The sequence below is a fragment of the Salmonella sp. SAL04157 genome (assembly GCF_046551635.1).
GTDB classification, from domain to species: domain Bacteria; phylum Pseudomonadota; class Gammaproteobacteria; order Enterobacterales; family Enterobacteriaceae; genus Salmonella; species Salmonella enterica.
The window spans coordinates 50,631-76,702 of record NZ_JBGDVS010000001.1 but is presented as its reverse complement, the minus strand read 5'-3'; the positions used below and the strand labels follow the sequence as shown (position 1 = coordinate 76,702).

Annotated in this window: 26 protein-coding genes and 1 pseudogene; 16 read left to right on the top strand and 11 right to left on the bottom strand. The window is 49.8% G+C overall.

From position 1 onward, the window contains the following. Window positions 1–39: 39 nt before the first annotated feature. Both iroC and iroB read right to left on the bottom strand, forming a co-directional pair. Entirely contained in the window at window positions 40–3,696 is a 3,657-nt protein-coding gene (gene iroC / locus ACLJRE_RS00370) for a salmochelin/enterobactin export ABC transporter IroC (protein WP_023212149.1), read from the bottom strand. 80 nt (window positions 3,697–3,776) lie between these two features. Further along, window positions 3,777–4,892, bottom strand: a complete 1,116-nt coding sequence (iroB, locus tag ACLJRE_RS00365; protein ID WP_001221110.1) for a salmochelin biosynthesis C-glycosyltransferase IroB — start codon at window positions 4,890–4,892, stop codon at window positions 3,777–3,779. A 690-nt stretch (window positions 4,893–5,582) separates the two neighbouring features. On the opposite strand from iroB, the gene hin reads away from it, so the two are divergent. From hin to ACLJRE_RS00345, 4 genes and pseudogenes are all read left to right on the top strand, one after another. After that, window positions 5,583–6,155, top strand: a complete 573-nt coding sequence (gene hin, locus ACLJRE_RS00360; protein ID WP_000190917.1) for a flagellar phase variation DNA invertase Hin — start codon at window positions 5,583–5,585, stop codon at window positions 6,153–6,155. 363 nt (window positions 6,156–6,518) lie between these two features. Beyond that, window positions 6,519–8,039: a FliC/FljB family flagellin gene (locus tag ACLJRE_RS00355; RefSeq protein ID WP_000079796.1), complete on the top strand. Its 1,521-nt coding sequence runs from the start codon at window positions 6,519–6,521 to the stop codon at window positions 8,037–8,039. 67 nt (window positions 8,040–8,106) lie between these two features. Beyond that, window positions 8,107–8,646, top strand: coding sequence for a phase 1 flagellin gene repressor FljA (gene fljA, locus ACLJRE_RS00350; protein ID WP_000388872.1), 540 nt, complete (start codon window positions 8,107–8,109; stop codon window positions 8,644–8,646). Window positions 8,647–8,673: 27 nt separating this feature from the next. Then, window positions 8,674–8,895, top strand: a pseudogene (locus tag ACLJRE_RS00345) (helix-turn-helix domain-containing protein); the annotation flags it as partial. Window positions 8,896–9,247: 352 nt separating this feature from the next. On the opposite strand, the gene ACLJRE_RS00340 reads toward ACLJRE_RS00345, so the two are convergent. The 6 genes from ACLJRE_RS00340 to ACLJRE_RS00315 form a co-directional block, all read right to left on the bottom strand. Further along, on the bottom strand, window positions 9,248–9,748 hold the full coding sequence (locus tag ACLJRE_RS00340; protein ID WP_001592532.1) for a DUF6998 domain-containing protein: 501 nt from the start codon (window positions 9,746–9,748) through the stop codon (window positions 9,248–9,250). 450 nt (window positions 9,749–10,198) lie between these two features. Beyond that, a complete protein-coding gene (locus tag ACLJRE_RS00335; protein ID WP_023209823.1) occupies window positions 10,199–12,532 on the bottom strand; it encodes a primase-helicase zinc-binding domain-containing protein in 2,334 nt (777 codons plus the stop codon). Between the two features lie 14 nt (window positions 12,533–12,546). Further along, entirely contained in the window at window positions 12,547–12,867 is a 321-nt protein-coding gene (locus tag ACLJRE_RS00330) for a DUF5375 domain-containing protein (RefSeq protein ID WP_023209824.1), read from the bottom strand. Then, complete coding sequence (locus ACLJRE_RS00325) at window positions 12,864–13,091, bottom strand: hypothetical protein (protein WP_001216600.1); 228 nt, start codon at window positions 13,089–13,091, stop codon at window positions 12,864–12,866. Before ACLJRE_RS00325 ends, ACLJRE_RS00330 begins: the two co-directional genes overlap by 4 nt. Next, complete coding sequence (locus ACLJRE_RS00320; protein WP_000980374.1) at window positions 13,088–13,636, bottom strand: host cell division inhibitor Icd-like protein; 549 nt, start codon at window positions 13,634–13,636, stop codon at window positions 13,088–13,090. Before ACLJRE_RS00320 ends, ACLJRE_RS00325 begins: the two co-directional genes overlap by 4 nt. Continuing rightward, window positions 13,633–13,899 (bottom strand): helix-turn-helix transcriptional regulator, encoded by a 267-nt coding sequence (locus tag ACLJRE_RS00315; RefSeq protein ID WP_001673700.1) that lies wholly within the window; start codon window positions 13,897–13,899, stop codon window positions 13,633–13,635. The genes ACLJRE_RS00320 and ACLJRE_RS00315 overlap by 4 nt, the downstream gene beginning before the upstream one ends. 537 nt (window positions 13,900–14,436) lie before the next feature. On the opposite strand from ACLJRE_RS00315, the gene ACLJRE_RS00310 reads away from it, so the two are divergent. The 4 genes from ACLJRE_RS00310 to ACLJRE_RS00295 all read left to right on the top strand — a co-directional run bounded on the left by ACLJRE_RS00310 (window position 14,437) and on the right by ACLJRE_RS00295 (window position 19,053). Continuing rightward, window positions 14,437–15,174, top strand: coding sequence for a hypothetical protein (locus ACLJRE_RS00310; RefSeq protein WP_000149860.1), 738 nt, complete (start codon window positions 14,437–14,439; stop codon window positions 15,172–15,174). Next, window positions 15,171–15,416 (top strand): ogr/Delta-like zinc finger family protein, encoded by a 246-nt coding sequence (locus ACLJRE_RS00305; protein WP_024146987.1) that lies wholly within the window; start codon window positions 15,171–15,173, stop codon window positions 15,414–15,416. The genes ACLJRE_RS00310 and ACLJRE_RS00305 overlap by 4 nt, the downstream gene beginning before the upstream one ends. Before the next feature lie 16 nt (window positions 15,417–15,432). Continuing rightward, window positions 15,433–15,999 carry a phage polarity suppression protein gene (locus ACLJRE_RS00300; protein WP_023209739.1) on the top strand — a complete coding sequence of 189 codons (567 nt, stop codon included), beginning with the start codon at window positions 15,433–15,435 and terminating at the stop codon, window positions 15,997–15,999. A gap of 312 nt (window positions 16,000–16,311) precedes the next feature. After that, window positions 16,312–19,053 carry a restriction endonuclease gene (locus ACLJRE_RS00295; RefSeq protein WP_023212151.1) on the top strand — a complete coding sequence of 914 codons (2,742 nt, stop codon included), beginning with the start codon at window positions 16,312–16,314 and terminating at the stop codon, window positions 19,051–19,053. A gap of 24 nt (window positions 19,054–19,077) precedes the next feature. On the opposite strand, the gene ACLJRE_RS00290 is transcribed toward ACLJRE_RS00295, so the two are convergent. From ACLJRE_RS00290 to ACLJRE_RS00280, 3 genes are all read right to left on the bottom strand, one after another. Further along, complete coding sequence (locus ACLJRE_RS00290) at window positions 19,078–20,265, bottom strand: integrase domain-containing protein (RefSeq protein ID WP_023209741.1); 1,188 nt, start codon at window positions 20,263–20,265, stop codon at window positions 19,078–19,080. Between the two features lie 345 nt (window positions 20,266–20,610). Next, window positions 20,611–21,636 (bottom strand): site-specific integrase, encoded by a 1,026-nt coding sequence (locus ACLJRE_RS00285; RefSeq protein ID WP_060634075.1) that lies wholly within the window; start codon window positions 21,634–21,636, stop codon window positions 20,611–20,613. 3 nt (window positions 21,637–21,639) lie between these two features. Beyond that, complete coding sequence (locus tag ACLJRE_RS00280; protein WP_023214647.1) at window positions 21,640–22,272, bottom strand: phage repressor protein CI; 633 nt, start codon at window positions 22,270–22,272, stop codon at window positions 21,640–21,642. Between the two features lie 119 nt (window positions 22,273–22,391). Here ACLJRE_RS00280 and ACLJRE_RS00275 point away from each other — a divergent pair, with 119 nt between their 5' ends. The 8 genes from ACLJRE_RS00275 (at window position 22,392) to ACLJRE_RS00240 (ending at window position 26,066) form a co-directional block, all read left to right on the top strand. Continuing rightward, window positions 22,392–22,634 (top strand): Rha family transcriptional regulator, encoded by a 243-nt coding sequence (locus ACLJRE_RS00275; protein WP_000102106.1) that lies wholly within the window; start codon window positions 22,392–22,394, stop codon window positions 22,632–22,634. Window positions 22,635–22,666: 32 nt separating this feature from the next. Then, on the top strand, window positions 22,667–23,176 hold the full coding sequence (locus ACLJRE_RS00270) for a phage regulatory CII family protein (RefSeq protein ID WP_061872887.1): 510 nt from the start codon (window positions 22,667–22,669) through the stop codon (window positions 23,174–23,176). A gap of 7 nt (window positions 23,177–23,183) precedes the next feature. Beyond that, window positions 23,184–23,384, top strand: coding sequence for a phage filamentation protein Fil family protein (locus ACLJRE_RS00265; RefSeq protein ID WP_000956168.1), 201 nt, complete (start codon window positions 23,184–23,186; stop codon window positions 23,382–23,384). Further along, window positions 23,348–23,689, top strand: coding sequence for a DUF5347 family protein (locus ACLJRE_RS00260; protein WP_000963480.1), 342 nt, complete (start codon window positions 23,348–23,350; stop codon window positions 23,687–23,689). The genes ACLJRE_RS00265 and ACLJRE_RS00260 overlap by 37 nt, the downstream gene beginning before the upstream one ends. 67 nt (window positions 23,690–23,756) lie before the next feature. After that, entirely contained in the window at window positions 23,757–23,990 is a 234-nt protein-coding gene (locus tag ACLJRE_RS00255) for a DUF2732 family protein (RefSeq protein WP_001244238.1), read from the top strand. Then, window positions 23,990–24,217 carry a TraR/DksA family transcriptional regulator gene (locus ACLJRE_RS00250; protein WP_095508404.1) on the top strand — a complete coding sequence of 76 codons (228 nt, stop codon included), beginning with the start codon at window positions 23,990–23,992 and terminating at the stop codon, window positions 24,215–24,217. Before ACLJRE_RS00255 ends, ACLJRE_RS00250 begins: the two co-directional genes overlap by 1 nt. Continuing rightward, complete coding sequence (locus ACLJRE_RS00245; RefSeq protein WP_410957286.1) at window positions 24,214–25,059, top strand: DNA adenine methylase; 846 nt, start codon at window positions 24,214–24,216, stop codon at window positions 25,057–25,059. The genes ACLJRE_RS00250 and ACLJRE_RS00245 overlap by 4 nt, the downstream gene beginning before the upstream one ends. Beyond that, window positions 25,056–26,066, top strand: coding sequence for a phosphoadenosine phosphosulfate reductase family protein (locus ACLJRE_RS00240; RefSeq protein ID WP_410957285.1), 1,011 nt, complete (start codon window positions 25,056–25,058; stop codon window positions 26,064–26,066). Before ACLJRE_RS00245 ends, ACLJRE_RS00240 begins: the two co-directional genes overlap by 4 nt. The last annotated feature ends 6 nt before the right edge of the window (window positions 26,067–26,072 follow it).

The following is a 26,072-nucleotide window of genomic DNA, read 5'->3' as shown; positions in this document are numbered from 1 at the left end:
CTTGCGGGCTTTCTTTTGCGTAAATCGTGGCGATAAAAACTATCCTATGACCTCTCCTTGCGTATCGCGTGTCTGGCCGATGCTGTCCCGCCACAGACGAGCATACAGGCCATGAGCCGCTATCAACTGCTCATGGCTACCATATTCAGCGATACATCCTTTATCGATTACGACAATAACATCGCAGCGGCGAGCGGTGGTCAGTCGGTGCGCGACGATAAGCGCGATGCGTTTCTCGGTGTGCGTCACTCCGGTAAGCGAGGTTATTAAGCGCTCCTCGGCGCTGCGGTCGATACGCGCTGTCGCCTCGTCGAGCAGCAGAATGTGCGCCTGCGCCAGTTGCGCGCGGGCGAGGGCAATCAACTGACGCTGGCCCGCGGACAGATCCGTGCCGCCGTTATTGACCGGAGTACGAAACCCCAGCGGCAGATGTTGCACAGTTTCAAAGAGTCCCGCCCGTCGCGCCGCGATCTCTACCTCCGTGTCGCTGCTGTCTGGCCGCGAATAGCGGATATTTTCGGCAATATCGCCGCTAAATAATGCGACATCCTGAGTGACCAGCCCCGTCTGGCGACGATAATCACTAAGCGACGCGGCATCAATTAGGCGCTCACCGACACGGATTTGCCCGCTGCCGGGAGAGTAGAGCCCGGCCAGCAGCTTGATCAGCGTCGATTTGCCGACGCCGCTACGTCCGACCACCGCGACTACCGTTCCTGGCGGAATGGTGAGCGAGAGATTATCAAGCACAGGTTGCGTTTTTTCGGGATAGCGGAATGTCAATGCCTCCAGACGTAGCGCGCCGCCAGTGCCAGGCGTTATGGATGACGGTTCAATATTCTCCGTTTCCTCAGTCGCCAATAGCGCATTGATATGTTTGCCGCTGGCGGTCGCCTGCTGCCAGGAATCAACAATGCCTGACAACTGCTGTACCGGGCCATAAAATTGTCCCAGTAGCAGGAAGAACGCCGCCAGTATCCCGGGCGTCATTTCGCCTCCGGCGACCCGAGTCGCCCCGATTAAAAGCACGGCGGCATAGGCGGCCTCGGTGCAGAAGGTCAGGAACGGAAAATAGACAGCAAGGTATTTTTGCGCCCGCACGCGGGTGGCGCGGAAGTTGTCTGATAACGCCCGTAGCCTGGCGGCTTCCTGCTTCTGTTGGCCGTGTGACTGAACTACCCGCATACCGGAGACCTTTTCCTGAAGCGTACTGTTCACCTTACCAATTTCCAGCCGTGCCTGGGCGTAGGCAGGCGAGCTCAAACGGCGGTAAATCCACGTCGCCAGCATTACTACAGGCACGGCGCTTAATGCCGTTAATGCAAGAATGGGGTCAAGCCAGAACATTGCCGCGGCGATAGCGACCATCGTCACGATGCTGGTGGCCGCGCTGGCAAGACCGTTTTGCAGAAATCGGGCGAGTGAATCAACGTCGACGGTCATGCGAGTAAGACGCGAGTCGATGTGCTTCTCGTGCCAGGGAAGACTCAGGCGTAGCAGGTGGCTGAAGCTGCGTAAGCGTACCGTATGCTGTACCGACTCTGCCGCGCGGGCGGCGAAGATCGTTTGCAGCGCATAGCAGCACCAACCGATCGCCACCAGGCACAGCGCGAGCAGGGCGCATATGCCAATAGTCGACATATCCCCTGCGGCAACGCCTGAGTCAATACCGCGCTGCAAAAGCACCAGCACGCCAACGCCTGCGGCGGAATCAAGCGCGATAAGCAGGGCGGCGATGACGAACATCCAGGCTACTGGCGTCAGCAACGATGAGACTTGACGCCCGTGGCCTGCCAGCGCCATCTGTACGGCGCGTTCCGGAACGCGCGTCATCCGGTCGACAAAACCTTTTCCGGCGGGGGGCTGGCGCTCATGCGCGTCGTCGGATTTTACCGCCTGCGTTGTTGGCCATAGCGCACGTTGTTCCGCCGGGGCGAGGGCGAGAAAATCACCCTCGCCGCTCATCAGCGAGCGAAACGTCGGACACCTTGCATCCAGCTCCGCCTGGGTACCGATATCCACGACGCGGCCTTTATCCAGCACGACGATCCGATCGGCTAACTGCAGTGTTGAGCGGCGGCGCGCAATCACCAGCAGCATATGCTCATTATCGGCATAACGACCAAGAGCCGTGTTAATTTCCGCTTCAGTACCGGCATCGACCGCCGAGGTGGTGTCATCGAGAATCAGCAGTTCCGGCGCGGTAATCAGTGCCCGGGCTAGCGCAATACGCTGGCGTTGGCCGCCGGAGAGGTTGCTTCCGCGTTCGGCCAGTCGGGTGTTGAACCCCTGCGGTAGCGCATTGATGAACCCGCTGGCGCCTGCGGCATCGGCGGCGCGTCGAATGTCGTCCTGAGTCGCTTGCGGGTGCCCATAGGCGATGTTTTCCGCCACCGTACCGGCAAACAAAAACGCGTCTTCAAACACTACGCCAACGCGACGACGAAGCGCCGTCAGTTTCAGGTCGCGAATATTCTGTTGACCCGCAGTGGTGTTGAGCCATACTCCGCCGGAGGTGGGATCGTAAAAGCGCGCCAGCAACATCAGCAACGTTGATTTCCCGGAGCCGGATGCGCCAACCACTGCCACGGTTTCACCGGCGTGAATGGAAAAGGAGATCTCATTGAGGATACGGTTACCGTTGTCGTAGTGGAAACTCATCTTCTCCACGTCCAGCCCAATAATCTGACCCTCAACCGACTCAGTACCGTCTTCCATGCGAGAACGCGTGTCGATAAGCGCGAAGACGCGCTCTACCGACGCCTGTGTGCGCTGTGCAATAACCAAAAACGATGCCAGTACGCGGGTGGGGCCGGTCAGCATAGCGAGAAAACTCGCGAACGCAACGAAGGTTCCCAGATCGATGCGCCCATTCATTACCGACCAGCCGCCATAGCACAGCAGGACGATCTGCCCTATCACCGGTAGCGCCAGCATGGTTGCGCCCGGCATCGCCTGCGAGATAGCGGCACCGATGCGTACCCGCACCATCTGCCGCGACTGACCATCGAGCCAACGCGTTTCGCGTAACTCCGCCACGCAGGACTTCACCACTGAGATCTGTTCCAATACTTCGCGCATATGTTCCGTCATGTGCGCCAGCCGGTCTGAGGCAAGCCCCGTTTGCGCGAAAACACGGCGACGGGCGCGCAGGGCGGTAATAGCAAGGGCGGCCAGTACGCAAATCACGATAAGCGTCATGGATGGCGACATCCATAGCATCACCGCGATACCGGCCACATAGTAAGTGAGCACCGCCAGCGGCACCGGACACATCTGTAGCAAGGTGTGTACCTGTTGAAGATCGCTGTTGGTACGCGAAATGACCTGCCCGGTACGCAAGGCGTCCTGGCCTGCGCCGTCCAGTTTTTGAATACTGTCGAACGCACGGCTACGTAACGTATGCTGAACCCACAACGAGAGTTCTCCGGCATAGCCGCGGCGCACGTAATTCCCGATAAAATCAAAAAGGGCAATTAATATCAGGCCGCAGGCAAGTAACGGCAGGTGGGTCGTATCGCCTGCTATCGCGTCATTGACGGCCTGACGCGTTATTAGCGGCGTCAGCGCAGCCAGTAAAATGGTCGATACTGATGCTACGATGACAATGATGCTCAGTGTTTTACGTTCCCAACACACGCGGGCAAGGCGAACTATCCAGGCACGAGCGGGCATGGGGGAATGAGTCGCGGGCATTAAGCCTCCTTATCGGTGAAAGATGAGATATGGCGACGCAATCTGGGCTCAGCCGCCATATTGTCATTGCGCTGCCGCGGTTAGCCGTGTTGCAGCATGGCGATCAGTTTTTTTGCCACCTCGGTCGGGCAAGGCTGGGCCGCCATTTCCGCCGCGACCTCCTGCGACGCCTCGCGAAGCGCGCGATTACCGAGGAAGGTATTGATCATGCTGCTGGTAAGCCCGCTCTTACCGGGAATAATGCCGCATCCGCGCTCGACCACGGCGCGGGCATTGACGGGTCTGTCGGCACCCTGACCAAAGACTATCTGCGGAATGCCGGCATGTAGCGCCGTCAGGGTGTTGCCTGCGCCGCCATGGTGGATAAAACCGTCGGCGCCGTTAAGGAAAACGCCCATCGGAAGCCAGTCGACCAGACGGACATTCGGCGGCAGCGAACGTAAATCCGAGCGGGCGTTTGCCGGAAGATGCAGGATGATTTCGGCATCTACTTCGCCGGCAGAATCCATTACCCAGGAAATCAGATCCAGGCCATCCACCATCGGTTTGACGGTGCCGAGGCTGACCAGAAGACGCTTGCGATCAGGTGTACGTTCCCACCATTCTTCCCAGACGGCGCCGCCGTTATACGGGACGTATTGCATGGAGATAACCGGCTCTCCGTCATTTTGCAGTATGCTCATGCTGGGCGGTGTGACGTCTATCCACGCCAGATCTCTTGGTGGCGCGCTGACCCCATGGCGGCGGTAGGCGTTAGAAAGTGATTTCGTCACGCCTTTGATGTGCCAGGGCGTATGACCGAAGCCGACGGTTTGCATCACTACCGGAATGTCATACTTAGCGGCAATCAGTGGTCCAACGACCCCAAGGGGAGGGTAGACGATGAGATCTGGTCGCCACTGCCCGGCGAACGCGACCAGCGGGTCAGTCATCTCTTCGCTGAAGAATGAGAAGTTCCCCATTTTTGTTCCAATGTTATTTTCTTTTCGTAATGCCTCCTGACGGCGATAACCCGCTTCCGAATCGAAACCAGGCGCAGCGTCAAATACCACCAACCCAGCTTCGGCTGCTTTCTGTGCAAATTTTCCACCGCTTGCAATCAGCACTTCATGGCCATTAACACGAAACGCTTGCGCCAGGGACAGCACAGGGTATAGCAGTCCATACAGTGGTGGACCGACAAACAGAATACGCATGAGAAATCCTCTCTCTCCACGTCATAAATCGAACAAGTTGTTAATGAGAATGATAATAATTACCAATATCATTTGTAAAATGCAATAACTAATACGACACTTGATCATGTGATGATTTTTTGCGTAAAAATCGGGAAAGAGGAGAGCGTTAAGCGGTGAAGTTTGGTTTCAGGCTTATTTACGCGCGTATGGTCGCACAGGCAAAGCGCCAGGATTGGGGAACTGGATTCGCATACCAGACGCCCGTGGATTATTAATGATAACTTTGCAAATAACCTTTCAGACAATGAGGTAAACGTACCGACAACAAGGTAACGGGAAGCGTAGGTAGTAGTATTGATAACGCGTTGCGGGGCAATTTAATGGTGTCCGGCGGCAGATCGTGCTCTGTGCAGATTTTACGGCGTTAAATCTCGTATCACCTGCGAGCCTGGACTATCTCTGTGGTATCAACTCTGTAGTAATTTTGTCCCCTTCGTCTTCATTAACCAATGAAACCGGCTTTAACGTCACCGTTCGAATGTTACGAACGAACAGCTCCTTATGCGGAATATCGTCACCGCTCTGCGATTTTTATAGCGCATTAGCCACACGATTTATTGGTTCTTGAAAACCAAGGTTTTTGATAAAACAATCTCCCATGAGAAAAGCGACTAAAATTCTTCTTTATCTGATGTAAAGGAGAAAATCATGGCTACTATTGGGTATATTCGGGTGTCAACAATTGACCAAAATATCGATTTACAGCGTAATGCGCTTACTAGTGCAAATTGTGACCGCATTTTTGAGGACCGTATCAGTGGCAAGATTGCAAACCGCCCCGGCCTGAAACGAGCGTTAAAGTATGTAAATAAAGGCGATACTCTTGTCGTCTGGAAATTAGACAGACTGGGCCGCAGCGTGAAAAACCTGGTGGCGTTAATATCAGAATTACATGAACGTGGAGCTCACTTCCATTCTTTAACCGATAGTATTGATACCAGTAGCGCGATGGGGCGATTCTTTTTTCATGTAATGTCAGCACTGGCCGAAATGGAGCGAGAATTAATTGTCGAGCGAACCCTTGCCGGACTGGCTGCCGCCAGAGCGCAAGGACGACTGGGAGGGCGCCCTCGGGCGATCAATAGACATGAACAGGAACAGATTAGCCGACTATTAGAGAAAGGCCATCCTCGGCAGCAATTAGCTATTATTTTTGGTATTGGCGTATCCACCTTATACAGATACTTTCCGGCAAATCGTATAAAAAAACGAATGAATTAAAATAAAAATTACAACAGGATGGATATAACATTTTTGTAATACAGACGTATGGCATGAATAAACCGAAAGGGTATACGAAAAAGACAGCATCTAATAAAAAAGAGAAAAAATTCAACGCATTAACATATATAGTATAACACACTCACGATAAAGCCTATGTTATATCCAGCTATAGACGACATCGCTCAAAACACTACCAGACGCAGTGTTCACATAGAAAGGCTTTTTAATCAAACTGTTAGATGTAAGCATTTACGGATAGAAAAAGTAGTAAAGTTTATGCCTTAAGTGTCGATAACCTGGATGACACAGGTAAGCCTGGCATAACATTGGTTATCAAAAACCTTCCAAAAGGAAAATTTTATGGCACAAGTAATCAACACTAACAGTCTGTCGCTGCTGACCCAGAATAACCTGAACAAATCCCAGTCCGCACTGGGCACCGCTATTGAGCGTCTGTCTTCTGGTCTGCGTATCAACAGCGCGAAAGACGATGCGGCAGGTCAGGCGATTGCTAACCGTTTCACCGCGAACATCAAAGGTCTGACTCAGGCTTCCCGTAACGCTAACGACGGTATCTCCATTGCGCAGACCACTGAAGGCGCGCTGAACGAAATCAACAACAACCTGCAGCGTGTGCGTGAACTGGCGGTTCAGTCTGCTAACAGCACCAACTCCCAGTCTGACCTCGACTCCATCCAGGCTGAAATCACCCAGCGCCTGAACGAAATCGACCGTGTATCCGGCCAGACTCAGTTCAACGGCGTGAAAGTCCTGGCGCAGGACAACACCCTGACCATCCAGGTTGGTGCCAACGACGGTGAAACTATCGATATCGATCTGAAGCAGATCAACTCGCAGACCCTGGGGCTGGATTCACTGAACGTGCAGAAAGCGTATGATGTGAAAGATACAGCAGTAACAACGACAGCTTATGCCGATAATGGTACTACACTGGATGTATCGGGTCTTACTGATGCAGCTATTAAAACGGCTACGGGTGGTACGACTGGTACGGCTTCTGTAACCGGTGGTGCGGTTAAATTTGACGCAGATAATAACAAGTACTTTGTTACTATTGGGGGCTTTAGTGGTGCTGATGCCGCCAAAAATGGCGATTATGAAGTTAACGTTGCTACTGACGGTACAGTAACCCTTGCGGCTGGCGCAACTAAAACCACAATGCCTGCTGGTGTAACAACTAAAACAGAAGTACAGGAGTTAACAACTACACCGGTAGTTGCTTCAGCAGATGCTAAAAATGCCTTAATCGCTGGCGGCGTTGACACTGCCGATGCTAATGCCGCTACATTGGTCAAAATGTCTTATACCGATAAAAATGGTAAGACAATTGAAGGCGGTTATGCGCTTAAAGCTGGCGATAAGTATTACGCCGCAGATTACGATGAAGCGACAGGAGCAATTAAAGCTAAAACCACAAGTTATACTGCTGCTGACGGCACTACCAAAACAGCGGCTAACCAACTGGGTGGCGTAGATGGTAAAACCGAAGTCGTTACTATCGACGGTAAAACCTATAATGCCAGCAAAGCCGCTGGTCATGATTTTAAAGCACAGCCAGAGCTGGCTGAAGCAGCCGCTAAAACCACCGAAAACCCGCTGCAGAAAATTGATGCCGCGCTGGCGCAGGTGGATGCGCTGCGCTCTGATCTGGGTGCGGTACAAAACCGTTTCAACTCCGCTATCACCAACCTGGGCAATACCGTAAACAACCTGTCTGAAGCGCGTAGCCGTATCGAAGATTCCGACTACGCGACCGAAGTTTCCAACATGTCTCGCGCGCAGATTCTGCAGCAGGCCGGTACTTCCGTTCTGGCACAGGCTAACCAGGTCCCGCAGAACGTGCTGTCTCTGTTACGTTAATTTATTTCGTTTTATTCAGCCCCGTGAATTCGGGGCTTTTTCATTCAGCATAGATGAATATATCTTTATGGAATGTATAGCTGTAAATGATATTTCCTACGGGCGAGAGGCTGAAATATGGCCGCGGGATTATTCTATGCTTGCTCGTCGAGTTCAATTTCTACGTTTTAATGATATCCCTGTTCGATTGGTGAGTAATAATGCCCGGATAATCACAGGCTACATTGCGAAGTTTAATCCGAGGGAAAATTTGATTCTGGCTTCGGATAAACCTAAAGGAAATAAGCGCATTGAAGTTAAATTAGAGTCTCTGGCAATTCTTGAAGAATTATCAGGTAATGACGCTTTTAATCTTTCGCTGGTGCCGGCTGACGAATTTAATCTTCAGCAAGATACTCCATCAAGAAGAGATTATTTCTCGATTTGCAATAAGTGCTATAAACAGGGAGTCGGTATCAAAATCTATATGAAGTATGGACAGGTTTTGACTGGCAAAACAACAGGCGTAAATGCGTGTCAGGTTGGTGTGAGGACATCCAATGGCAATCATATGCAAGTTATGTTTGACTGGGTGAGCAGGATCACGTCTTCGGATTATGCTGAATAACGCCTACGGTAATAAAATATTCCGTGAGAAAATATTGCTCCTGGAGGAACAGAGACCATTCGACAGCGCATAGATAGTTTCGCCGCTGCTCATGCCACTACGGCCAGGACGCTTAAAGCAGCTGACAGAAAAGAATTGATCATTAAGCTTCGCAAAGAAGGTCTGCTGAATCTTCGTAAATCTATGGATACCGTAGCCCAACATCCTGGCGTCTCACGGGCAACTGCTTATCTTTATGCTCGACAGTCTGACTGCGAGCTTTGCCCCAGCCAGGCAGGACTCTCAGTGAGTGTTCTATTTTCTTTGACTCTCGTATTCCAATTCTTTCGGGAGTTATTGGTGAGACTTTTGGCGTTTTGCCCTGTCACCCATTGCGTCATTTGACGTCAATGCCCGTGAGGCTCTCAGCAATCCTCACCAGGCGGCAATAGATGTAAAAAAGCCCGCAGGGCTTGTGCTGTGCGGGCTTAGTAGACTTCATTGTACTTCAAACAACTAAAAAGTGGTGGAGCTGGCGGAGTCTGAATAAATTACTCAATACTTTAAATATAAAGGATTTTTCCGTATTCAACTTTCAGGTGTGTACCTAAACGTGTACCAATTAAAGGATCTCAGGTTCAGCAACTTTGCTCCAGCGGAGACGGCTAATGGACTTGAATTTTGCTATGCCTAGCTGATTTCGCTCATTTCTAGACTTTGACCCCGGAGCTTGAAGAGCTGCGACTACTACATCTCGTGATGCTTCATACATGGCAAAAGCATCATAATTTTCATCAAGCAAAACTAAAAGAACAGAATCAAATGGCTTAGATATATCAATAGCACCAATTCTCGCAGAGACTTTTTTAGGATCAGGCATATATCGACCTTTGATTTGAACTCTATATTCTTTCCCGTCCAAAATCTCAGTCGCATCGTATCCGGACTGACGTGCTGAACATAGTGACAACCCGAGAAGAGTTGCAGCTTCATGTTCAGCTATTTCTCCAGTGATTCCGAGAGGCTTATTGGTTAATTTGTAATACCTTAGCGCCACATCTTTAGCTTCATTTAGTATGTTTAAAATTTTTTCATGGTTTTCTTGAAGCAAAGTAGTCCCCATAAAATTCCCTTTTGCTTAACACGTTACGAATTAACGTGCTGTCTTGGTGAGGCTTTCAGCTAACTTGGATCTTTCCATAAAGTATGGAGAGCTACATCATACTCAAAAAAAGTTTTTTTGCATTTAACTGTTCACACTGTTCACCATGCTTATTTTCTATTTTAAATCATAAAGATAAATGGTGATGAGTTGGTGAAGAGTGAACAGTCGACTCTTCACCTTTGTGATTTTTTCTCGCTCTGGATGCGCCCGGTCAGGCGATGTGGTGGAGGGATAAAAAGTTTGTTTAGGTTTTACTGTTCACACTGTTCACACTGTTCACCTCTAGTTTTTTATCAATAATTTCATGGTGATACAGGGTGAATATACGGTGAAGGGTGAACAGTGGAGTGTTCACCCTGTGGCAATGTCCAGAAAGAAAAAGACCGGCTGTTGCCGGTCTGAGTAAGGTTATGTTGCTGCGGGTTCGTCACACTTTGGCAACCAGTCGCCGTAGCTTTCCTCTTTCAGCGACAGATTGGTCTGTATCCCCTGCTTGGTGTGCCGCTTCTCATAATTCAGGCCGTACTCTTTCAGCATCATGGGCAGCCCCAGCCCGAACATTTTCAGGCTGAGCACGTTCCTGTACCCGTTAGCCTCCATATAGGCCAGATACGCGTGATACAGGTATTTACGATAATTACGCGGGATGATGCTGGCATTCCCCATAAACATCCCGTTGGTCTGCGGGAGCATTTCCAGATAGCCGCAAAAATCAAACGTCGGGTCAGCATCGCGCTTGATACTGAGTGCCTCGTCGGAGTTCTGCTGTGACTGGAGCAGTGTGCGCGCTGTCATCGGGTCGCTGAACTTCTGCATAAGCTGACGCACAATGACGGCCAGCTCGCGCGCAATTTTATCCCTGAGCTGCGGGTCGCGTTCCTCCGGGGCAATCTGCTCCGGGAAGTGAATAATCACCCGGCGGCGCGATACACCACCGCTGCGGTCGGTGAAGCGCATCGGGTTATTGTTCACGGCCAGAATTACCGCTGGAATATGTGTTGAGTACGGGTTCTGGTATTTCGGGTCAACCGAGACCGCATCGCCGCCGGTGATGGCCTTGAGCCCTGCGCCGTCACCGCTCCATTTTTCCTGGTCAGGCAGACGGATAAGCGAGAAGCCAATCAGGGAGGCACGCTTGCGCGGGTCTTCCAGCGTGTCAATGTCGGCTGACGTGGCGTTATCTTCCCCGGCAAGCATGGTCGCAATTTCGGCCAGAATACTTTTCCCGCTGCCACCCGGACCGGTGACTTCGAGAAAGAGCTGCCAGTCGTAACGGTTCGCCAGCACCATAAACAGCGCGGCCAGAATCACGTCGCGTTTTTGTGGATTTTTACCGGCCGCACGGTCGAGCCAGCGCCAGAAGTTCGGCGCGTGAGTCTCCAGCGTTTCCCCGTCCACCGGCGGGGTAAAATCCACATCGCATAGCGTGCGCAGCCAGTGCGATTTGTGGTGCGGGCTGAATACGCCGCTTTGAGTATCGAGTACCCCGTTGCGAAAGCCAATCAGACGACGTGCTGGTGTGTCCTGCTGCGGAATAATCAGCTTCAGGGTCTCCACCACCGAGGCGATTTTCCCGGATGAGAACGGAGCGCGTAAGCGCTGGAATAAATCAGCCACATTCCGTGAAAAAGTGGCGGCAGGGATATTTTTCCAGATGCCGTTTTCATAGCGGGACAGGAGCTGGCCGTTCGCATCCACCGCCAGCGCTTCGCCGTAATGCTCATGCACCCGCAAAGCCTTGTCGCTGGCGCTCATGGCGGTAAATTCTGCCTCGCTCATGGTGTCGAACGGACTTTGCGCCGGTGGGCGGATGACGTCATAAATGGCTTTACGCGTGGCCTCTTCACCTTTCTGCATAAACGCATCATTCCAGTCACCGAACAGCGGTGGCAGGGCGACAATGCCCTCGCAGACTTCTGCGGCCGCTGCGGCTTTTGTCTGGCCGTCGCCGTTAAGGTCGCGGTCGGCGGCGAGCACAATCTGACAGGCCGGGTGTTTCTGACGGGCAAGGCTCGCCAGAGAAAGGAGGTTCACGGAGGACAGCGCCACCATGACGGTTTCGCCGGTCAGGTGATGCACGGTGAGCGCGGTCGCATAGCCCTCCGCTATCCACAGGCGTTTTCCGGCCTGTTTCTGCTCCTCGATGATATTACACGCCCCTTTGACCTGACCGCCTTTCAGGGTGCGTTTGAGACCGTCAGCATTGATAAGCTGAAGGTTAACCAGTGCGCCGGTATTGTCATATAACGGCACCACCACATCACCGGCGCGGAACGTCACACCGCCGGTTTTGTGTGTGGTCGTCAGCGTCAGACATTCCCGACCGGGGAAGCCCTTGCGGGTCAGGTAGGCGTTGCCGGTGGCCGGTCGGGTTTTCTCCATGAGCCTGACGGCCAGCGCGGCGGCCGCCTGGCGGTCGGCATTGGTTTCTGTCTCTGCGGCTGCAATCACCTCCGGGGCAACCGGCGACAGGTTGCCGGTAACGGCGTTCACCCTCCCGGCAGCTTCTGACGGGGTTACGCCAAACACTTTCTCTACCAGCTTAAGCCCGTCACCAGCGCCGCACTGGTTGCAGAACCACGTCCCGCGCCCCTCTTTATCGTCAAAGCGGAAACGGTCAGAACCGCCGCACACCGGACAGGCCTGATGGCGGTTTTTAATGACCTTCACACCCAGCGCCGGGAGAATGTTCGGCCAGTGGCCGCACGCCTGTTTTACGGTTTCTGATACGTTCATTTTCATTGTTATTTTCTCCCTCAATGCAGTACCGGTGTGGTGATATGGCGGGCGCAGAGTTCATCCATCACGGCGAGCCCGAGAAAGGACAGCGACGGCGCGGCCTTGAGTGGTCCGGCTTCCATTAAATCTTCCAGCAGTGCACAGGCAATCTGACGGCCTTTTTCCTCGCCATGCTGGCGCAGGTAGAAGCCCTCCAGCTCGGCGGCAATGGCGCTTTCCAGTGTGTCGAGGGTGAGTTGCGGGTAGCGGTGCTGACGTTCGCACAGGGTCAGCCATGCACAGGCCACGGCGCGACGATACAGCGCGGCGCGTAATACGGGCGGTAATGGCTTTTTCATACGTTGCCCTCCCCGGTCAGCCAGTGCTGATTGCAGCGTTCGACCACACCGTCGAGCTGGGCGGTCATGAGATAAATCACGGAGGTGAGCTGTAACTGCTGCGCAGGGTCACGACGAACGGTGGCGCAGTCCTGCACCTGCATCAGCTCATTGACAAGCTGGCCGACGTTGCGCATGTGCTCAAGGCATTCGAGGTCACGGGCGGTAATGGTGGTGTGTCTCATGCGCGCACCTCCGCAACCGGCAGACGGCCAGCAAACGAGAGGACGTAATCGCGAACAAGAGAAAGGCGTGCGGCGTGCTCATCACCGGCAACAGTGCGGAGCATACAGATACGGGGTTTACGGTCTGCACGACGAACGGCGGCAAACACAAAGACAAACTGCGGGTGTGACGGGGTGAGGGTCGTAGCCATAAGGGCAACCTCCTTGAAGTAGCGGTTATCGCCACCACCGGAGTTCTCACGCTCGGGTGGTAGCCCAGACGGGGGTGAGAAACCGGCCTTCAAGGGAACCGGCCAGCCCGAAGGCTGCCCCGCCTGAGCCACCATTACGCGGATACAGCAACGGCTAAAGAACCGATGCGTAAACAACAGGTGCACATAGGCATAGACACAAAAAAAGACGCATGGCGCGTCTGGTGTCGCCTTGAAGTAACTCGGGTTCTCACGCCCGGCTGCCGATTTTGCGACAGCGGGAAAACTATACCTGGAAACGACGAAAAGAAGCAAGCCAGAAAAAGGGGCTGTTTGCTGAACGGTCATCATCATGCGTCATAGCCCCGGTTGCGTTCGGCAATGCGATCCGCCATCCATGCGGTGATTTCAGACTGCGCCCACGCCACGTTTTTACCACCGAGGGAGATTTGTTTCGGGAAGGCTTCCCGGCTGATGAGGTCATAAACAGTTGACCGGGACAGGCCGCATAAATGCATCACTTCGGGCAGACGAATAAAACGCTCCTGGACGACATCAGAAAGCGGCATCAATGGGGCTGCAGGCGCTGAAGACGGGGAAGAAAAAACAGTGTGCATCGGGCTACCTCATAAAGTCCATACAGTGCCGGTCGTGTCTTTCCGGCGTCAGGTAGCTCCTTATTATGGTTATATTTTCCCTCAGGTCATGTGAGATTTTCGGGGAAACAAACATTGACTTTTCGCTATGGCAAACAAAGGCAAACGCTGGCAAACAGATGCAAATCACTGCATTATAATGCAGCAATTTCTATTTCCTTTAGTTATATATTTTCTATTTTTAATTGAAATAAAGTCTAAAAGGTATCGACAGAGAAAAACAGAAGGGTGAACAGTGGTGAACAGACGGTGAACAGTCAGACCTTCAACTGTTCACCATTTAATTAACTGTATTACTTATCTTTTTTCTCAAGGTGAACAGTAGTGAATAGTTATAAGTAAAAAAACAAACAGTGAGTAAGGTTTTCCTGAGACCTTTCTCTGGCCAGCCGGGTTTTGAGTGCTGTTTGTGCCATTTTTGCCACAACGGCAATGAATCGTGTTGTTGTGTCCGGCGCGGCAGAATCTCCTCAGATTGAAACGAAGAGGAGACCCGACATGACTCATACCGCTGTTATTCCCGACTACCTTAAACCTGCAATGGAACGCCTTGAGACTGCCCGCTCGGCGCATCTCGCCAATGCCAGCCGTATGGATGAAACCACGACGGCCATCAGCCAGGTGCAAACGCAAAAAAATGAACTGGAGCAGGAAAACGGCAATGATTCCGGCGCATGGCGCGCCGCCTTTCGTGCCGGTGGTGCTGTCATTACCGACGAGCTTAAACAACGCCATCTGGCGCGCGTGGCACGGCGGGAACTGGCGCAGGAATGTGACAGCATGAACGAGGTACTGTCTTTTGAGCTGGACAGGCTCAAAGGAGCCTGTGACCGCACGGCCAGAGCATACCGTCAGGCACATCACGGCGTCCTCAGTCAGTATGCAGAGCATGAACTTGATGCTGCCCTGCGTGAAAGCTGCGGTGCCCTCATCAGAGCAATGAAACTCAACATACTGGTTCTGAATAATCCGCTTGCTAATACGACCGGGCATCAGGGATATATCGAACCGGAAAAAGTTGTAATGCAGCAGGTGAAAGCGTGGCTTGAACAGGCCGTAAAGGGCTGCAATATCCGTCTGACCGATGAACCGGTGCTGTTTAAAACAGGGCTGTCGGCCTCCACGATGCCGCATATGGAGCATGACGTTGCGGCCACGCCCGTTCAGCGGAAATTCTGGCAGGAAAAAATGCGGGAACGTGAAGCCGACCTGAAAGCACGGGGGCTACTGTCATGATGCTCTGCCCTTTCTGCCGCACGGCGGCACACGTTCGCACCAGCCGCTATATGTCTGAGAGCGTCAAAGAGAGTTACCTGCAGTGTCAGAATGTGCACTGCTCGGCGACATTCAAAACGCATGAGTCCATCTTTGAAGTAATACGTTCGCCGGTCGTCGATGAGAAACCCGCGCCGGTACCAACAGCCCCCGTTGCACCCCGTCGGGTAAAAGGCTGCTACAGCTCGCCGTTCCGCCATTAATCAGGAGAGACTACCCGTGACCACCCTGACATTACAACAGGCTTTTGAAGCCTGCCAGACGAACAAAACCGCGTGGCTGAACCGTAAAACCGAACTGGCCGCCGCAGAGCAGGAATATCAGGAATTATTGCTGGATGACAATGCATCAGGCTCCCGTAGATTACAGTCGCTGCGCGACCTGATTGACGTAAAAAAGTGGGAAGTTAATCAGGCCGCCGGTCGCTACATCTTCTCGCATGAGGAGGTGCAGCGCATCAGCATCCGTAACCGGCTGCATGATTTTATGCAGCAGAACGGCGCAGAGCTGACCGCCGCACTGGCACCGGAGCTGATGGGGATTAAAAACCAGCCCGCGATGATAAAAAACCGCGCGCTTGACCGTTCAGCCTCTTACCTGAGAGAAGCTCTTTCCGTCTGGCTGACCGCTGGAAATGACATTAATTATTCTGCACAGGATAAAGATATTTTAACGGCCATCGGATACAGGCCTGACGCGCCTTCGCGGGATGATAATCGTGAAAAATTCACCCCTGCACAGAATATGATTTACACCCGTCGACGCGCCGAACTGGCCGCGCAGTAGCCCGTCAAAAAATCCCCGTAAATCCCGCTATTTTTACCCAAATAAGCCATGCATCCATAAGGTGCATGGTTTTGCATGTGTTTTCCCGCCCCTGCACTCCCTGCCAGCGCCAGTCGCGGCGCGACCTGAGACCATCTTTGCACCTGCATTAAAAGCGACCCATTAAGCGGGCAGGCGTGGCGGGGAGAGCATTGCGCGCTGTGGGTGCATAACCAAAAGTTTTGATGTCGTAAATATGCGCAAGATACTGGTTTCTGAAACTCGAGGTTGATATCTTACTTGTCAAAAGGATATGAGATAAGGAGTGTATAAATGGCCAGGCCGTTACCACTGAATAAAGATTTGATAGTTTGTGTACCTAGTAATTATTCCAATACCTCGAGAGGGAAGTTTTTCGAGAATTTTTGCGCTGATATACTCCGCCGGCAATCGTATAGAATTGATGGTATGGAAGTCAGAAAATCTGGCATGGAAATTGATATTCAGGCTACTCATACACCATCAAATGAAAAGCTGTATGTAGAATGTAAATTCATGCAGCAAAAAGTTGATTCATCTGTGGTTGATTTGGCATTTTCTCAAGCATTTAGGTTGAGAGTTAAAAAAATTGCACTTTTTTCAATTTCTGATTTGGGTAAAGATGCTCAGTCAACGCTTGAGGATTATAGACTTGATGAGCGTATAGATTATTCTTTTTTTGATAAAAAAGAGATTCTTATATCTATAATTGCAACAGGTAAGGTTGAGGATATTCCAACAGATGACATTCCGGCAAAATATACTAGTGCAACACTTTTAGTTCATCCTGAAATAGAAATGACTTGGCTTTTGCAAGAAGTTGAAAATGGTAGCCCTATAAGAGTGGTGCCGTTCGCTATAAATAAAAATAGTAAAATTCCAAGTGTCAGTCGCATAAGTGATATTATAAAGGAGCAAGGGCTTTTTGAAGGATTGGAAGTAACTGATTTTTATATATTATCTGAACCGGAACAAACTGTTTCGTCTTCAAAATTATCTGAAAATTACGAAAGGGAAATTGTCAGTGAAATAATTCTTGCTGACGATTTTATGGATTATAAACCATGTCAGCCGAAAGACTTTGTTGGTCGCGAATATATACAGAAAGAAGTTTGGGATTATCTTGAGAATGTTAGAGGAAATAGCTCTCAAAGTAGAGTCCTATCACTTATAGGCGGTTCAGGAAATGGAAAGTCATCTTTAATAGCAAGGCTATCCTCAAGATTTAAAAATCAAAAATGGAAGAATAAATTCTTCCTTACACCAGTCGATGTCCGTTCTGCTAGAGGCGGACGTTTTGTTGCAGAAGCTGTCGTTAAAGCTTTCAGCAGTGCGATCAAAGAAGGTTTTATCGAATATGAAAAACCATTCCTGATTGAGAGTGTTACGGATATCATAGGATCTGAGAGTGTTCAGGAATGTTTAAAATACCTTTCCGAACATGATAAGGTATTGACTATTTTCTTTGATCAGTTCGAAGAAGTCTTTATGAAAGAGGAACTATTCGGGCTATTTAAAGAATTTGAACGATTCGCACTCGATGTCTCGGCACTACAAAGCAATTTAGTTGTAGGGTTCTCATGGAGAACTGGTATTACTTTAGGGGATGAAAATCCAGCGTACTCAATGTGGAATCGGCTAAAAGATTATAGGGTTGAAAAGAAACTTGAGCCTTTTGATCTAAAAGATTCATCTAAATTAATTAATAGTTTCGAGCTAAATACAGGGTTTAAATTAAATAAACCTTTACGCACGCGTCTTATTCAGCAAGCTCAAGGTTATCCATGGTTATTGAAAAAGCTTTGTATTCATGTATTCAAAAAGCTAAAAGGAGGTATCTCACAGGATCAAATGTTGGTTAGTCAACTACAGATCTCAAATTTATTTCATGAAGATTTAGATAGGCCTGAAAAACAAAATTCATGTTTAAAATTTGTGGCAAAGAACTCTCCGATTAGTCAATATGAAGTTACTAAAGAGTTTGGGAGTGATACTGTTTTAGAGCTAATTTCAGATAGGATGGTAATTAAAACAGGTGAAAAATTATCAGTGTATTGGGACGTTTTTCGAGATTACTTGAAAGGAAATGACCTTCCAGTTATACCATGGTCATATATGCCATCAACATCTCCGAAAATGGTTTTGTTAATTCTTGATGTTGTAAACTCGTTCAAAACCATTAGCTTGGATGAACTGCAAACTAAACTAAAATATAGTCGGGGAACATTAATAAATGTTTTAATGGATTTGCAGTATTTTGTTCTCATAGACAGAGATTTAAATGGGAATATACTTTGTAAACAGACTATCACAAATGTCCCTGAGTTTCTTCGTGAGCATTTTAAGAGTCATAGTGTTTTGTTAGAATTGGCAGAGAATATTGTTGATGCCGATTTAAGAAGAGTTCCTATCGATAAGTATGAATCTATAATAGCCCATACTTATAAGAATAAAGACGGTGGTTATCCTAAGTCTTATAGTTCAAAATTATTGGCTTGGTTACAATTTACGGGGCTGATAGCGGTTATCGGGAAATCTGTGGTTATATATGATGGCGAGTTGTTTTCCCCAGCATTTGGGGCGATTGATCTAGATAAAAGAGGGGCGCGTAATAGAAGAGGATCACTTTTCTTAGCTGCTACTTCGCCAGAAAAAACACTCGAAGTTGCCGAGTATCTGTGCGCCAATAAAAAAATGAGCCATTCATTCATTCAGGCGAATAAACATAGGAATGCAGTGCAGGATTTAATTTCTTTAGGTTTTTGTTCTCGACAAGATGATGGTGTGGTGATAAATAATAAAATAGAAGTTATATTAGAAAGCATCAGCCTTGAAAGGGCTTTAGCTAGGTTAGTCACTGAATCTCCAGCTATCAAAATATTAAATGCTTATGTAAATAAATTTGGCGATGATGATAAGAAAATGATGGGGGCAGCACTAGCAAAAGAACTTGAGAGAACATGGACACCTGCATCTACTACTAGATATATTTATGCACTAATGAGATATCGAAATTTCGCATTGGAAACTTTATAATTATTAGATCATAGGGCGAAAGCCCTATGATTTTACTTTTACACCCCACCATGACATCAATTCTCTGCGTTGTTCTAAATAAATAGAACGATTATACGCCCGCCGTACTTCATTTTTATCTATATGCGCTAAAGCTGATTCTATAATATCGGAATTAAAACCAGACTCGTTCAACGCTGTGCTAGCTATAGAACGAAGCCCATGAGCAACGAGTTTACCTCCATATCCAATACGTTTAAGTGCTGCATTTGCAGTCTGACTATTCATAGGTTGCTTAGGGTCATTCCTACTGGGGAAAACATGTTCACGATGAGCACTAATCGGTTTCATCACTTCCAGAATATCTAACGCCTGAGGCGATAAAGGTACAATGTGTTCACGCTTGGCCTTCATCCGTTCGGCTGGAATCGTCCAGAGTTTGGCATCGAGATCGATCTCTTCCCATCGAGTACCAGAAGCCTCAGAAGGGCGCACTAGGGTCAGGAGCTGCCACTCAATAAGACAGCGAGTCGGAACAGACAGATTCGACATGACCAGAGAACGCATCAGCTTAGGTAATTCTTCTGGTCGTAGCGTGGGCATATTCTGCTTGTTGGGTTTCTCAAATGCCATTCCAACACCTGATGCCGGGTTAGCATCAATCAGGCCGGTGTTGACCGCGTAAATCATTATTTCGTTAATGCGCTGGACCAAGCGACGAACAGTCTCTAATGCCCCACGCGCTTTGATTGGTTCCAATGCTTCAACTATCGTTCTGGCCTTAATCTCCTGAACAGGTATCGCGCCTATTGCTGGGAATACGTCTTTATCTAGAGAACGCCAAATATCCTTCGCGTAGTCCTCAGTGATGCTTTTGCTCTTCATTTTGAACCAGTTGGCGGCCACAGTTGAGAAAATACTATCCAGCTCAATCTGACGTTGTTCTGATGCTTGCTCTTGCTGCTGTTGTGGATCCATCCCCTGCGCGAGCGTAGCCAAATTTTGGTCGCGTATCTGACGAGCTGCTGCGAGTGTAAGGGCAGGATATGAGCCGAGACTCAAATTTGTGCGGCTGCTGCTTCCCGGTCGTTGATAACGGAAGCGCCAGAGTTTTTTACCGGAGGTTTTGACGAGCAAGAACAGTCCATCACCATCATGCAGGGTGAAGTCTTTTTCGCGGGGTTTTGCTTTGAGGATTTCGTTGTTAGTGAGGGGGCGTGTAATGCGCGCCATGTCGGGATCCCTTCCATAATTGGTACACGTTTAATGGCCCACAGTATAGCGTGTACCTAAACGTGTACCAATTTTCTCTAGATTTAGCCGGATGTTCTCGGACAACGACAGACACAAAAAAGCCCGCAGGGCTTGTGCTGTGCGGGCTTTCTGTACTTCACCGGACGTATCCGGATCATGATTTGGTGGAGCTGGCGGGAGTTGAACCCGCGTCCGAAATTCCTACATACCATTTTTAGTATAGTAAAAACAGTGTATTGCGTTTAAAAACAGCGTGTTAGTATTATTCAGTATTCGTCCGTTTTACGCGTTTTTAATGCCCTGCCGCCAAAATGCCGCCATAAATTAGCGCTTCCAATTGAGGTTGTGAAGCGGGTTTTTTGTCACTGCGTCTTCAAGGTGGTCAGGGGCAAAGTGAGCGTAAACCATCGTCATTTTTATATCGGCATGGCCCAGAATATCACGCAGTACCAGTATATTTCCGCCGTTCATCATAAAATGGCTGGCGAATGTGTGACGCAGTACGTGGGTGCACTGGCCTTCAGGCAGTTCGAGACCGGCTCTTTTTACTGCACGCTCAAAAGCTTTTCTGCACGGGGTGAATAACTTCCCTCTATTCTTGGGGAGTTCGTCATACAGCTCCTGAGATATTGGCACGGTACGGTTTTTCTTGCCCTTCGTCTTGGTATAAGTGATGCGGTATTTTGATAGCTGATGGCCCTGCAGGTTTTCGGCTTCACTCCATCGGGCGCCAGTTGCCAGGCATACTTTTGCAATCATCAGCAAACTGGGACTCTGCGAATCAGCACAGGCATCCAGTAGACGCTTAATTTCTTCAGGTGCCAGGAACGCCAGTTCGCCCTCTGCGATTTTGAATGTTGGCAGCCCAGCGAGCGGGTTGGGTGCTGGCCAGTGGCCCAGCTTTTTCAGTGTGCCAAAAACAGATGATAGGTTACGTTGTTCAAGGTTTACCGTACGGGGCTTAACTGGCGACATAAGCACGCCATCTTCATTTTTTACTTCACCTTTTAACCGTGCTTCCCGGTATTTCGTAAAATCGCCTGCGGTTAACTCTGAGGCAATGGGATCGCCCAAGCCATTACAAATAATGCTGAGTTTTGCCATCAGGCGTTTGGGGTCTGCCAGCGTCTGCCCATAAAGTGAATGCCACTGCTCAATCACTTCTGATAAATGCCGCCGATCTTCCTTCTCCCCCAGCCACGGTTTTTTGTTCACCTCATCCATGGTGTGGTTTTCGAATGCTATGGCCTCGCCTTTAGTCGCAAATTGCTTGCGTACACGCTTGCCATCCCGTCCGTTCGGGTAGCATTCACACAACCATTTTCCGTTAGGCTGTTTTCTGATGCTCATAAGTTAGAGGCTCTTGATTATTTTTAAAGCGCGGCCCACTACCTCAATGTCGTCTAGGCTGCACTCAAAGGATGATTCGTCTTGATGCACCACTAATCTGTTTCCTGGTAGACGTGTTAACTTAACGATACTTTTTATTCCGTCGATATCTACCAACCATATGCCATTAACTGGTGGTGTCTGGCTGCGGTCTACTAAATAAGAATCTCCAGCAGTATTAACTAACAATAGGTCACCTGAGTCTGAGGGAAGCAGGCTGGTATCAATGATTGCTTTTCCTGCCTCGACCAATAAACCACCGTTGAGAGTTGCCTTGTCAATTTCAGGGGAAACCAGTTCCGAAAGAGGTTTAACTTTGCCGGAGTTCACGAAATTGATATCTTTTTTATGGTCAATGTTTGAACCTGGCTCTCCCTGTCCGGTAGTGAGCCACAGTAACGAAACTCCCGTTTCTAAAGCACACTGAATCACCCATTCCGCCGGAAAACTATCTCTTAAGTATCTGTTTGCCATAGTGCTTTTGGATGCGCCCAGGTGATCACACAGTTGTTGTCTGGACTTAAAATCGTAGGCAGCCATTAACCTATGTATAGCCTCTCTTCCCCCGGTATTCTCGCCAGCTTTCACTTGTATCATTTTTTAATCCTATTGACGTATCAAAAATTGGATCGTAGTATCTCGATGTATCAATCATTGAATCAAATAAAACAAGATAAAACGACGTAAACCAAACCTTAACCGAGAGATATTGCACTATGAGCACTGATATTTCAATTCGTGTACCAAAAGAGATGGCAACGCCTGCTGAGTTCGCGGAGTGGGAAGGTATCTCCCGTGGCTCCGTGTATCAAAAAATTCACCATGGTCAGCTTGCTAAGTACATGGTGAAGAAAGAAAAAAATAAAGGACGTGTAAGCCTGCGGTACCTGATGTACAAAACCGACCAGGTTCGTGAGTCTCTTGGTCATTCCAACTTCCGCGTCATTGTTGGTCAGTAAGTTCGATTATGAGAACTTTCTAAGGGGCTTGCATGTTTGATTATAAGATTTCCAAACATCCACACTTTGACGAAGCCTGCCGGACTTTCGCGCTGTGTCACAATATGGCGAAGCTGGCAGAACGCGCAGGAATGAATGTCCAGACGCTGCGCAATAAGCTGAACCCGGAGCAACCGCATCAACTTACGCCGCCGGAGATCTGGCTGCTGACTGATATCACAGAAGACTCAACGCTGATTGACGGTTTTCTGGCTCAAATCCATTGCCTACCGTGCGTGCCATTGAATGAAGTGGCAAAAGAGAACCTGCCGCATTACGTCATGAGTGCAACTGCGGAGATTGGGCGTGTAGCTGCAGGCGCAGTATCCGGTGATGTGAAAACCAGTGCAGGCCGCCGTGATGTGATCAACAGCATCAACTCTGTCACGCGCCTGATGGCACTCACCGCAGTTTCATTACATGCGCGTTTGCAGGCGAATCCGGCGATGGCAAGCGCAGTAGATACCGTGACGGGCCTCGGCGCTTCGTTCGGCCTGATCTGAGGTGGTTATGCTGACTAAAGAACCATCTTTTGCATCACTGCTCGTTAAGCAAAGTCCTGCAATGCACTGCGGTCATGGCTGGATTATGGGGAAGGATGGAAAGCGCTGGCATCCGTGCCGCTCTCAGGATGCGTTGCTGGCTGAGCTGTCCACTAAAAAGCAGGGGAAACCATGGCTATTGAAGGCGATGCTGCGACTGTTCCGCTAAGCGCTGGCCTCCGCCTTAATGGGTTAAACCACATCGCGGAATTAAGGGCGAAAGTGTTTGGCTTAAATATTGATTCAGAACTGGAGCGCTTTATTAGCGATATGCGGGACCAACGGGATATTAACCATGAGCAGAATAAACGCGCACTAGCCGCAATATTCTTTATGGCAAAGATTCCGGCGGAACGTCATAGCGTCAATGTTAGTGAGCTGACGACTGACGAAAAGCGGGAGCTGATTAAAGCAATGAACCATTTCCGTACAGTGGTGAGTTTATTTCCAAATCGGCTAGCCATGCCGAATTAACCCACAACCGAAATTAAAGGCGTAAACCCGCCGGGCTTCTTATTGCCCAAATTCAGGAGAAACAACAATGCGAAATATTGAAACCCGTATCACCAAAACCGGACCAGATGATGCTGGCCTTAACCAGATGCTGACTGATGCACGGATGGAAGAGCGCCGGGCACGTGCTGCGGCAATGGCAGCCCGTCTTGATAGCCTGGCCTGCCATATCACGTCACGCCAGCTTAACCACGTTGAAGCGGCGGAGCTGCTGCGTATTGCGGCTGAAAACATTCAGAACGAAGCGCAGGAGATCCACTGATGGCTGATTCAATGGACCTTGTACAGCAGCGCGTTGAAGAAGAACGCCAGCGCCATATCCACACCGTCCGCAACAGAACGCCTGGCGTTTCACGTGTTCTTTGCATTGATTGCGATGCACCGATCCCGCCAGCACGACGCCGCGCCATTCCGGGCGTGCAGTGCTGTGTCACTTGTCAGGAAATCGCAGAGCTGAAAGGCAAACATTACATAGGGGGTGCTGTATGAGCACTATCCTGAAATGGGCGGGAAATAAAACCGCAATAATGCCTGAACTGATTAAACACCTTCCTGCGGGCCCGCGACTGGTTGAACCTTTCGCGGGTTCCTGTGCTGTGATGATGGCGACAGACTATCCTCATTATCTTGTCGCGGATATTAATCCAGACCTGATTAATCTCTATCAGGTGATTAAGAATGATGTTGAATACTTCATCAAAGAGGGCAGATATCTTTTTGAAGCCCGTAATGATCCAGAGGCATATTATAAGACGAGACAGGAGTTTAACTTGCGCCATGGTGGCGCAATTGAACGCGCATTGTATTTCTTATATTTAAATCGCCATGGCTATCGTGGTCTTTGCCGTTATAACCAGAAGGGTGAATATAACAATCCATACGGACATTATAAAAAGCCGTACTTCCCTGAAAATGAAATACGCACATTTGCCGAGAAGGCTAAACGTGCAACGTTTATTTGTGCCAGCTTTGAGGAAACGCTGTCGCTGCTGCAGGCTGGTGATGTTATTTATTGTGATCCGCCATACGATGGCACATTTAGCGGTTATCACACTGCCGGTTTTACAGAGGACGACCAGTATCATCTGGCGTCTATTCTTGAGCGCCGGTCATCAGAAGGTCATCCGGTTATCGTGTCCAACAGCGACACATCCCTGACACGCTCCCTTTATCGTAATTTTACCCGCCACCGTATCACCGCAAAGCGCAGCATGGGTGTGGCTGAGGGTGATGGTAAATCTGCAGCCGAAATCATCGCCACGAAGCCAGTGTGCTGGTTTGGTGTTGATTTTGCCAGAGGTCTAGACCGTGCCGTTGAGGTGCGCGTATGAACGCCATCGATCCGCGCTGCTTCGCTGCCAGCACCATCAATACCATCAGTATCTCAGGTGGCAAAGATAGTCTTGCACAGTGGCTAAGAGCCATTGAAAGCGATGTTCCGCATATCTCTGTCTTTGCTGATACGGGCCATGAACACCCGCAGACGATGGAATATCTGGATTATCTGGAATCAAAGCTGGGCAAGGTTATCCGCGTTAAAGCCGATTTCACGCGCCAGATAGAAGGGAAACGTAAATTTATTGCGGAAAAGTGGCCCGTTTCTCTGGTTCAGGAATGCGGTATGTCGCCGGATGAGGCTGCAGAGCGTATCCATCGGGCACTGGAAATCCTTAAACCAACCGGCATTCCGTTTCTTGATTTGTGCATGTGGAAAGGCCGTTTTCCTTCAACAAAAGTTCGTTTTTGTACTTTTGAGCTGAAACATGAGCCGGTGCGTACGCAGGTGATCGTCCCGGCTCTGGATGAATACGACGAGGTAATCAGCTGGCAGGGCGTCAGGGGACAGGAATCCCCAGATCGTGCTTTGCTGCCTGAGTGGGAGGAAGACGCAGATGATACACCGGGCCTTCATGTCTATCGTCCGATCCTCAACTGGCTGCATGAAGATGTGTTCGCTCTTGCCAGACGCCATGGCATTAAGCCTAACCCACTTTATCTGCAGGGCTGCAGCCGTGTCGGGTGTATGCCATGTATTCACGCCCGCAAGTCCGAGCTTGCAGAAATTTTCCAGCGCTGGCCTGAAGAAATCAGCCGTGTGGCTGAATGGGAGAGGATGGTTGCGGAATGTTCACGGCGTGGCAATTCAATATTCTTCCCGTCCACGCATGACCCGCGCCGTGCTGAAAAACGTATTGAAGTCATTACCGTTGATGCTTATGGCATTGAGTCTTATCGCGACTGGGCCTTAACCACTCGTGGCGGTGTGCAGTTTGATCTGCTGGCAGGCATGAATGATAAGGCGGTGTGTAGCAGTGTTTATGCGGGAGTCTGCGAGTGACGGAAA

Coding starts and splice junctions, on each gene's coding strand:
- iroC (WP_023212149.1), bottom strand. CDS start 3,696: ATGCCCGCGACTCATTCCCCCATGCCCGCTCGTGCCTGGATAGTTCGC.
- iroB (WP_001221110.1), bottom strand. CDS start 4,892: ATGCGTATTCTGTTTGTCGGTCCACCACTGTATGGACTGCTATACCCT.
- hin (WP_000190917.1), top strand. CDS start 5,583: ATGGCTACTATTGGGTATATTCGGGTGTCAACAATTGACCAAAATATC.
- ACLJRE_RS00355 (WP_000079796.1), top strand. CDS start 6,519: ATGGCACAAGTAATCAACACTAACAGTCTGTCGCTGCTGACCCAGAAT.
- fljA (WP_000388872.1), top strand. CDS start 8,107: ATGGAATGTATAGCTGTAAATGATATTTCCTACGGGCGAGAGGCTGAA.
- ACLJRE_RS00340 (WP_001592532.1), bottom strand. CDS start 9,748: ATGGGGACTACTTTGCTTCAAGAAAACCATGAAAAAATTTTAAACATA.
- ACLJRE_RS00335 (WP_023209823.1), bottom strand. CDS start 12,532: ATGAAAATGAACGTATCAGAAACCGTAAAACAGGCGTGCGGCCACTGG.
- ACLJRE_RS00330 (WP_023209824.1), bottom strand. CDS start 12,867: ATGAAAAAGCCATTACCGCCCGTATTACGCGCCGCGCTGTATCGTCGC.
- ACLJRE_RS00325 (WP_001216600.1), bottom strand. CDS start 13,091: ATGAGACACACCACCATTACCGCCCGTGACCTCGAATGCCTTGAGCAC.
- ACLJRE_RS00320 (WP_000980374.1), bottom strand. CDS start 13,636: ATGATGATGACCGTTCAGCAAACAGCCCCTTTTTCTGGCTTGCTTCTT.
- ACLJRE_RS00315 (WP_001673700.1), bottom strand. CDS start 13,899: ATGCACACTGTTTTTTCTTCCCCGTCTTCAGCGCCTGCAGCCCCATTG.
- ACLJRE_RS00310 (WP_000149860.1), top strand. CDS start 14,437: ATGACTCATACCGCTGTTATTCCCGACTACCTTAAACCTGCAATGGAA.
- ACLJRE_RS00305 (WP_024146987.1), top strand. CDS start 15,171: ATGATGCTCTGCCCTTTCTGCCGCACGGCGGCACACGTTCGCACCAGC.
- ACLJRE_RS00295 (WP_023212151.1), top strand. CDS start 16,312: ATGGCCAGGCCGTTACCACTGAATAAAGATTTGATAGTTTGTGTACCT.
- ACLJRE_RS00290 (WP_023209741.1), bottom strand. CDS start 20,265: ATGGCGCGCATTACACGCCCCCTCACTAACAACGAAATCCTCAAAGCA.
- ACLJRE_RS00285 (WP_060634075.1), bottom strand. CDS start 21,636: ATGAGCATCAGAAAACAGCCTAACGGAAAATGGTTGTGTGAATGCTAC.
- ACLJRE_RS00280 (WP_023214647.1), bottom strand. CDS start 22,272: ATGATACAAGTGAAAGCTGGCGAGAATACCGGGGGAAGAGAGGCTATA.
- ACLJRE_RS00275 (WP_000102106.1), top strand. CDS start 22,392: ATGAGCACTGATATTTCAATTCGTGTACCAAAAGAGATGGCAACGCCT.
- ACLJRE_RS00270 (WP_061872887.1), top strand. CDS start 22,667: ATGTTTGATTATAAGATTTCCAAACATCCACACTTTGACGAAGCCTGC.
- ACLJRE_RS00265 (WP_000956168.1), top strand. CDS start 23,184: ATGCTGACTAAAGAACCATCTTTTGCATCACTGCTCGTTAAGCAAAGT.
- ACLJRE_RS00260 (WP_000963480.1), top strand. CDS start 23,348: ATGGCTATTGAAGGCGATGCTGCGACTGTTCCGCTAAGCGCTGGCCTC.
- ACLJRE_RS00255 (WP_001244238.1), top strand. CDS start 23,757: ATGCGAAATATTGAAACCCGTATCACCAAAACCGGACCAGATGATGCT.
- ACLJRE_RS00250 (WP_095508404.1), top strand. CDS start 23,990: ATGGCTGATTCAATGGACCTTGTACAGCAGCGCGTTGAAGAAGAACGC.
- ACLJRE_RS00245 (WP_410957286.1), top strand. CDS start 24,214: ATGAGCACTATCCTGAAATGGGCGGGAAATAAAACCGCAATAATGCCT.
- ACLJRE_RS00240 (WP_410957285.1), top strand. CDS start 25,056: ATGAACGCCATCGATCCGCGCTGCTTCGCTGCCAGCACCATCAATACC.